At 77.4% G+C, this 6,519-nt stretch carries 8 protein-coding genes and 1 pseudogene; 5 read left to right on the top strand and 4 right to left on the bottom strand.

Features of this window, described 5'->3' with window-relative positions; all coding sequences use genetic code 11:
• The 4 genes from PSR1_RS20735 to PSR1_RS24895 form a co-directional block, all read left to right on the top strand.
• Positions 1-1,237 (top strand): ABC transporter permease (locus tag PSR1_RS20735; protein WP_152643401.1); only part of this gene is annotated, 1,237 nt, incomplete at its 5' end.
• Between the two features lie 2 nt (positions 1,238-1,239).
• Positions 1,240-1,992: an ABC transporter ATP-binding protein gene (locus PSR1_RS20730; RefSeq protein WP_237758178.1), complete on the top strand. Its 753-nt coding sequence runs from the start codon at positions 1,240-1,242 to the stop codon at positions 1,990-1,992.
• Between the two features lie 10 nt (positions 1,993-2,002).
• Positions 2,003-2,971, top strand: a complete 969-nt coding sequence (locus tag PSR1_RS20725; protein WP_082100330.1) for an MlaD family protein — start codon at positions 2,003-2,005, stop codon at positions 2,969-2,971.
• Positions 2,859-3,557: a PqiC family protein gene (locus tag PSR1_RS24895; protein WP_272946373.1), complete on the top strand. Its 699-nt coding sequence runs from the start codon at positions 2,859-2,861 to the stop codon at positions 3,555-3,557. Before PSR1_RS20725 ends, PSR1_RS24895 begins: the two co-directional genes overlap by 113 nt.
• Before the next feature lie 9 nt (positions 3,558-3,566).
• On the opposite strand, the gene PSR1_RS20715 is transcribed toward PSR1_RS24895, so the two are convergent.
• Positions 3,567-4,235, bottom strand: coding sequence for a TetR/AcrR family transcriptional regulator (locus PSR1_RS20715; RefSeq protein WP_059439282.1), 669 nt, complete (start codon positions 4,233-4,235; stop codon positions 3,567-3,569).
• A 99-nt stretch (positions 4,236-4,334) separates the two neighbouring features.
• Between PSR1_RS20715 and PSR1_RS20710 the strand changes: the two genes are divergently transcribed.
• Positions 4,335-5,075: an SDR family oxidoreductase gene (locus tag PSR1_RS20710; RefSeq protein ID WP_059439281.1), complete on the top strand. Its 741-nt coding sequence runs from the start codon at positions 4,335-4,337 to the stop codon at positions 5,073-5,075.
• Between the two features lie 7 nt (positions 5,076-5,082).
• Here PSR1_RS20710 and PSR1_RS20705 read toward each other — a convergent pair whose 3' ends face one another.
• The 3 genes and pseudogenes from PSR1_RS20705 to PSR1_RS20695 form a co-directional block, all read right to left on the bottom strand.
• Positions 5,083-5,529, bottom strand: coding sequence for a universal stress protein (locus tag PSR1_RS20705; protein ID WP_059439280.1), 447 nt, complete (start codon positions 5,527-5,529; stop codon positions 5,083-5,085).
• An 11-nt stretch (positions 5,530-5,540) separates the two neighbouring features.
• The gene (locus tag PSR1_RS20700) at positions 5,541-6,254 is read right to left on the bottom strand and encodes a BON domain-containing protein (RefSeq protein ID WP_059439279.1); all 714 of its coding nucleotides are present in this window, start codon (positions 6,252-6,254) and stop codon (positions 5,541-5,543) included.
• Between the two features lie 30 nt (positions 6,255-6,284).
• A pseudogene (locus PSR1_RS20695) lies at positions 6,285-6,519 on the bottom strand (hypothetical protein); the annotation flags it as partial.

Here is a 6,519-nt window from a genome sequence, read left to right as displayed (position 1 = left end):
ACGCCGGGGCGGTGTGCCCGGCGCGGGGGAGCAGGCCATCTCGCAGCGGCTTCCAGCTCCCGAGGCCGGGCGCGTGCGCCCGCGCTGGCTCGCCGGCCGCCGCCGCGATCGCGCGCCGGCCGCCGCCGCGCTCGAGCTGCGCCGCGAAGACGACGGCGCGCTGGTGGTCGAGCTGGCCGGGGCCTGGCGGCTCGCGGACGGGCTGCCGCCGGCCGCGGACGTCGAGCGCGAGCTGGACCGGGCGCCCGCGCCGCGCGTGGCCATCGACGCCGCCGGCGTCGCCGCGTGGGACAGCGCCCTGGCGGTCTTCGTGCACTCGGTGGGGCAGGCCTGCCGCGCGCGCGGCGTGCCGCTCGACCCGCGCGCCCTGCCGGACGGGCTGGTGCGCCTGCTCGAGCTGGTCCGGGAGCCGGCCGCGCCCGCGTCCCGGGCCGCCCCCGCCGCGCGCGGCATCGCCCGGCTCGGGGTGCGCGCGCTCCGGCGCCAGGAGCGGCTCCGCGCCGCGGTCGCGTTCGTGGGCGAGACCGCCATCGCGTTCGCCCGGTTCGCGGTGCGCCGGGCCCGCCTCCGCCCGCAGGACCTCTGGCTGCTCGTGCAGCACTCCGGGGCGGAGGCCCTGCCCATCGTCGCGCTGGTCAGCTTCCTGGTCGGGATCATCCTCGCGTTCGTGGGGATCACCCAGCTCCGCTTCTTCGGGGCCGAGGCGTTCGTGGCGGACATCGTCGGCATCGCCATCGTCCGCGACATGGCCGCGCTCATCACCGGCGTCACGCTGGCGGGGCGGAGCGGCGGCGCCTTCGCGGCGCAGCTCGCCACCATGAACGTGACGCAGGAGATCGACGCGCTGCGCACGCTCGGGATCTCGCCGGTGGAGTACCTGGTCGTGCCGCGCGTCCTGGCCCTCACCGCCATGATGCCGCTCCTCACCCTGTTCGCCGACGCGAGCGGGATCCTGGGCGGCGCCGTGGTCGGCACCACCATGCTCAACCAGCCGCTGGCCGGCTACCTGCGCCAGACCGCGCTCGCGCTGGTCCCGGGCGACCTCGCCGGCGGCCTGGTGAAGGGCGCGACCTACGGGCTGCTCATCGCGCTCACCGGCGCGTTCCGGGGGATGCAGGCGGAGCGCAGCGCCGAGCGCGTGGGCGAGGCGGCGACGCAGGCGGTGGTCACCGGGATCGTGGCGATCATCGCGGCCTGCGGGCTCTACCAGTACGTGTTCTTCCTGTTCGGGTGGTGAGCGTGGACGACGGGGTCATCAGCGTGCGCGGGCTGGCGATGGGCTTCGGCGACCGGGTGGTGGTCCGGGACCTCGACTTCACCGTCCGGCGCGGCGACGTGTACGTCGTCATGGGCCCGAGCGGCTGCGGGAAGACCACCCTGCTCCGCCACCTGCTGGGCCTGCAGGAGCCCGCCGCCGGCGAGGTGCGCTACGGGGCCGAGCCGTTCACCGCCGCGCCGCCCGAGGTCCGCGAGCGGCTGCTGCGGCGCGTGGGCGTGCTGTTCCAGGGGGCCGCGCTGTGGACCTCGATGACGCTCGCCGAGAACGTCGCGCTGCCCCTCGAGCAGTTCACGGCGCTCCCGCCGGACGCGATCCGCGAGGTGGTCCGGCTCAAGCTCGCGCTGGTCGGGCTGGGCGGGTTCGAGGGGCTCTACCCCTGGGAGCTGTCGGGCGGCATGCAGAAGCGCGCCGGGCTGGCCCGCGCCATCGCGCTCGACCCCGAGATCCTGCTCATCGACGAGCCGTCGGCCAGCCTCGACCCGCCCACCGCGCGGCGGCTCGACGCGCTCATCCTGCAGCTCCGCGACGCGCTCGGGACCACCGCGGTGGTGGTCACGCACGACGTCGCGACCATCCTGGGCATCGGCACCCGGGCGCTGTTCCTCGACGCCGAGCGTGGGCGGGCCGTCGCCGAGGGCCCGCCGGCGGAGCTGCGCACCACCGGTCCACCCGAGGTGCGCGCGTTCTTCGGGGGCGGCGCGGTCCCGCCGTGAGGGAGGTCGCATGGCACGCAGGTTCGATCCGAGGGTGGTCGGCGCGTTCGTGCTCTCCGCGATCGCGCTCGGCGTCGTGGCCGCCATCTACCTGGGCGCCGGCCGGCTGCTCCAGCACCGGGTGCGGTTCGTGGCGGTGTTCTCCGAGGACCTGGCCGGGCTGGAGACCGACGCGCCGGTCAAGTTCCGCGGCGTGCCGGTGGGGCGGGTCTCGAGCATCCACCTGTCGATGGAGTCGGCCACCGAGCCGCTGCGCGAGCTGCGCATGCCGGTGGTGATCGAGCTCAACCAGACCCGCATCCAGGAGATGGGCGGGCGGATCGACCTCGCCGATCCCCAGGCGATGCGCACGCTCATCCGCCACGGGCTGCGGGCCCGCCTGGCGCTGGAGAGCTTCCTCTCCAACCGGCGGTACGTGGACCTCGACATCCTCCCGACTGCCCCGCCGGCCACGCCGTCGCCCATGCAGCTCCCCTACCCCGAGATCCCGGTCTACGCCGAGCCAGGCTGGGCCGCGCTGCAGGCCGACGTCTCGAAGCTGCTCACCAAGCTGCACGCGCTCGACCTCGAGGGGCTGGTGGCCGACCTGCGCCGCGCGGCCTCGACCATCGACCGGGCGGCGGCGCGGGTGGACGCGGCCGCGGCCGCGGTGCCGCCCGCGCTCGGCACCGCCCAGGCCGCGATCGCGTCGGTGGGGGCGGCCCTCGGCGACGCGGCGCGCACGTTCGAGGCGGACCTGCCGCCGCTCGCCGCGGACGCGCGGGCGGCCGCGGTCCAGCTCCGCGCCACCCTGGAGCGCGCCGACGGCGCCCTGCGCGACGTGGGCGCGCTGGTGGATCCCTCGTCCCCGGTCGCGTGGCAGCTCGGTGCGACGCTCTCCGAGCTCCAGGGCGCCGCGCGCGCGCTGCGCCACCTGGCCGAGGACCTCGACCGCGACCCCAGCGCGCTGGTGCGCGGCCGCGCGGAGGTGCGCCGGTGAGACCCGTGATCGCGATCGCGGCGGCGCTGGCGCTGCTCCCCGGCTGCATGTCGCTCGGGCCGCGCCCGGACCGGACCCGCTACTACGCGCTCGAGGCGCGCACGGCGCCGTCCCCGGGCCCGGCGCGGCGCCGCTCGGCGTGCTCGGGCTCGGACCCGTCCGGCTGCCGGCGTACCTGGACCGTCCCGAGCTCGTCACGCGTGGCGAGGGCGCCCGCGTGGACGTGGCCGGGGACGAGCGCTGGGCCGCGCCGCTCGAGACCTTGTTCGTCGCCGCGCTGGCCGAGGACCTTCGCGCCGCCGTGCCCGCGCGCGAGGTGGTGGCGTGGCCGTGGCCGGCGGGCGCGGCGCCGGAGTGGGTCGCGTCGGTGGAGGTGCTGCGGTTCGAGCGCGCGCCGGACGGCGCCGGGGTGCTCGAGGCCCGCTGGACGCTGCGCCGGGGTGCCGAGGTGGTCGAGCGGGGCGTCACCCGGGCCCGCGAGCGTCCGCGGGCGGCCGGCACCGCCGCCTCGGTCGAGGCGCTGAGCGCCGCGGTCCGGGCGCTCGCGGACGAGCTCGCGGCAGCCGCCGCCGGCGCGCGGCCGTGATCCCGCCGCTCAGCCGGCGCCGTCCCTGCGGCGCCCGCGGGCGGCGCCCGCGCGCCCCGCCCGCGGACGGACCAGCGCGTCCCACGCCGCCAGGGCGGACTCGACGATGCCGAGGAGCTCGGCGCGCGACGCGCCGTCGCGCGCCCGCAGCGACAGCCCGTGCAGCACCGTGGCGTAGAACGCGGTGAGCGCCTCCACGTCGGCGCCCGGCGGCACGTCGCCCTGCTCGATCCCGCGGCGCAGCCGCCGGCGCACGTCCTCGACCGCCCGGGCGCGGCGCGCGCGCAGCAGCCCGTCCACCTCCGCCGCCTCGCCGGCGTCCGGGGCACCACCCTGGCATGCGCCCAGGACGATCAGGCAGCCGCGCGGCTTGCCGGCGGCCGTGAGCGCCTGCACCGTGCCTCGCAGCATGGCGCGGACGGCCTCGCGCGCGGTGGCCTCGTCCGCCGCGCACCGGCCGCCCGCCGCCCCCTCGGTGGCCGCGTACAGGTCCACCGCTTCCCGGAACAGCGCCGCCTTGCTCCCGAACGCCGCGTAGAGGCTGGGCGAGTTGATCCCCATCGCGCGGGTGAGGTCCGCCATGGACGCGCCGCCGTAGCCGCGATCCCAGAACACCTCCATCGCCTTCCGCAGCGCCTCCCCCCGGTCGAACGAGCGGGGTCGCCCGCGCGTGGCCATGCCGGACCCCTTTCTGTGTCGTACAGCATAAAAAGATGGGCGGCTCCCTGGCAAGCCTCGTAGGCTTTCTGTGTCGTTCACTACATAACTGGAGCAGCCATGGGAAACCTGAAGGGCAAGGTGGCGCTGGTCACCGGAGGCAGCCGCGGCATCGGCGCCGCCATCGTGCGGCGGCTGGCGCGGGAGGGCGCCACCGTCGCGTTCACCTACGTCAGCTCGGAGGAGCCGGCCCGCCGCGTCGAGGAGGCGGTGGAGCGCGCCGGCGGCCGCGCCCGCGCGTACCGCGTGGACAGCGCCGACGCGGTGGCGGTCGAGCGGATCGTGGACGCGGTCGCCGCCGAGCACGGGCGCCTCGACGTCCTGGTGAGCAACGCGGGCGTGGCGGCGTTCAAGCCCGTCGAGGAGACGACCCTGGAGGAGTTCGACCGGATCGTCGCGATCAACGTCCGGGCGGTGTTCGCGGGCGCGCGCGCGGCGGCGCGCCACCTGCGCGAGGGCGGGCGCATCATCACGGTCGGCAGCGCCAACGACGAGCGGGTCCCGTTCGCGGGCGTCTCCGCGTACGCGCTCAGCAAGTCCGCGCTCGTCGGGCTGACCAAGGGGCTGGCGCGCGACCTCGGCCCGCGGGGCATCAGCGTCACGCTGGTGTCGCCGGGCCCGATCGACACCGACATGAACCCCGCCGACGGTCCGCTCGCCTCCACCGTGCTGCCGATGCTGGCGCTGCCGCGCTACGGCCCCGGGGACGACGTGGCCGGCCTGGTGGCGTACCTCGCGTCGGACGAGAGCGCGTTCGTCACCGGCGTCTCGCTGGCGATCGACGGCGGGCTCACCGCCTGAGGCCGCGTCAGCCGGCGGCCGCGCGCGCGGCCGCCGGCGCCGCGGGCCGCACCGTCAGGACCATGCAGGGCGCGGTGCGCACCACGCTCTCCGCCACCGAGCCGGTGAGCATGTGCTCGCGGTCCACCCGGCCGTGCGTCCCCATCACGATCAGGTCCACGCCCTCGGCCGCGGCGAACTCCACGATCCCGACCTCGGGCGGCCCGGCGGCGTGCGCCAGGGTGACGCGCGCCGCCCCGAGCCGCGCCGCCTCGTCGCGCCACGAGCCCAGCGCCGCGCCCTGCAGCGCGGCCGGCGGCAGCTCGTCCGACACCCTCGAGCCCGCGTCGGTCCGCAGCAGCACCAGCTCGCACCCGAGGCGGCGGCTCAGGTCCGCCGCGACCGCCAGCCCCGCGCGCGCCGGCTCCGAGAAGTCCACCGGACAGCAGATCCGCCTCCACTCGATCCCGGCCATGGCCGCCTCCCTCATCGCTCGACGAGGTTTCGCACCCCGTCCACCCCGAACACGCACCAGGCGTCGCGCTCCGCCGCCGCGCGCTCGACCTCGCAGCGCACCGCCCCGCGGAGCGTCACCACCGCCCCGCGGGTGGACACCGCGATGGCGTCCGCGTCCACCAGCGGGTCCTTCTCCAGCGCGAGCCGGACCGCGTCGGTGATCTCGTCGTCGCCGTCCTGCTCGGGGGGGACGACCTCCAGCCCGTTCACCACGTCGCGCACGCCGGGGATCCACCAGGCGAGCACGCCCGCGAGCCGCTTGTGCGCGAGGCTCGGGACCGTCCCGTCCAGCGTCACCACGCCCTCGCGCACCGACGCGCCCAGCGACCCGAGCCGGAGGTCGGGCCCCCCGGGCGCCGGTCCGCCGGCCGGCGCGGGGCCGGCGCGGGCCACCGGCTGCAGCTCGGCGGCCTCGAGCAGCAGGTCGCGCAGGTGGTCGCGGATCTCCGCGTCGGTCATCCGCCGCGCCGGGGCGACCCGGAGGCGGTCCACGATGTGGCGCACGCCCGCCACCGCCGCGGCCCGCTCCAGCGCCAGCTTCTTCGCGCCGACGTCGCCCAGCTCGCCCTCCATGGTGAGCACGCCGTCGTCGAACGCGAGCGCGACCGGGTGGCGCCCCAGGTCGAGCCGCGCCTCGCCCGTGAGGCGCCTCCGCACCACCTCCACCGTCTCGCCCGTCCTCATCTCCGCCCTCCTCGCCTCGTGTCCGTCCGCCTACGCCGGTGCGCGCGCCTCCGGCGCGGCCGCCGTCGCGAGCCAGCGCGCGAACCAGCCGGTCGCGAGCCGCGCCGCCGCGTCGAGCGCGCCGGGCTCCTCGAACAGGTGCGTCGCGCCGGGCACCACCGCCAGCCGCCCGCCGGGCAGGTGCCGGAGCGCGGCCCGGTTCAGGCGCAGGACCTCCTCGTCCCGCGCGCCCACGACCAGGAGCACCGGGGCGCGGACGCGCTCC

The organism is Anaeromyxobacter sp. PSR-1, from assembly GCF_000964525.1.
Classification (GTDB): domain Bacteria; phylum Myxococcota; class Myxococcia; order Myxococcales; family Anaeromyxobacteraceae; genus Anaeromyxobacter.
Note: the sequence above shows the minus strand (reverse complement) of the source record. Positions and strands in the feature narration are given on the sequence as shown.

Coding starts and splice junctions, on each gene's coding strand:
- PSR1_RS20725 (WP_082100330.1), top strand. CDS start 2,003: ATGGCACGCAGGTTCGATCCGAGGGTGGTCGGCGCGTTCGTGCTCTCC.
- PSR1_RS20715 (WP_059439282.1), bottom strand. CDS start 4,235: ATGGCCACGCGCGGGCGACCCCGCTCGTTCGACCGGGGGGAGGCGCTG.
- PSR1_RS20710 (WP_059439281.1), top strand. CDS start 4,335: ATGGGAAACCTGAAGGGCAAGGTGGCGCTGGTCACCGGAGGCAGCCGC.
- PSR1_RS20705 (WP_059439280.1), bottom strand. CDS start 5,529: ATGGCCGGGATCGAGTGGAGGCGGATCTGCTGTCCGGTGGACTTCTCG.
- PSR1_RS20700 (WP_059439279.1), bottom strand. CDS start 6,254: ATGAGGACGGGCGAGACGGTGGAGGTGGTGCGGAGGCGCCTCACGGGC.